Here is a 469-nt window from a genome sequence, read left to right as displayed (position 1 = left end):
GCCAGGCGCGATGCGCTGGCGGGCGTCGTCGACGGCCAGCCGCAGGCCGAAGACCACGCGTTCTGGCTGGCGCTGCAGGCCGTCGCCGACCTCGTCGCGACCGGCCAGGTGGCGCCCGACCTGTATGTAAAGCAGCTGTTCGGCCAGATCAACCTGCAGCTGCGCCGCCAGGCGCAGGGCCATACGGAGCTGCCGGAAGCGCTGCTGCGCGACGCGCTGTTCTTCACCTCGGCCGCACCCGAGCCGACGCCCGAGGCGCGCCAGCTGCGCGACGCGTACCACGTCGGCGGCCAGGTGCCGGCCGATTACCTGGAACGCCGCTACGGCAAGGTCGATCCGGCGGTGCTGAAGGATGCCAAGGAAGCGCTGATCGAGACCAAGCAGGGCTGGGACCGCGTCGCCACGGGCGGCGGCTTCAACGAGGCGCTGGCGAAGCTGGCCGGCGCCAGCGAGAAGCTGGGCGCACCGC

At 72.3% G+C, this 469-nt stretch carries 1 protein-coding gene; it reads left to right on the top strand.

Annotated elements, in window-relative coordinates; genetic code table 11:
- On the top strand, positions 1–469 hold a 469-nt coding region (locus ACEN88_RS34185; protein ID WP_413346825.1), incomplete at both ends, for a hypothetical protein.

Source organism: Massilia sp. CT11-108 (genome assembly GCF_047302915.1).
In the GTDB taxonomy this organism is placed as follows: Bacteria; Pseudomonadota; Gammaproteobacteria; order Burkholderiales; family Burkholderiaceae_D; genus Telluria; species Telluria orientalis.
This window is presented reverse-complemented; position numbering and strand designations above follow the sequence as displayed.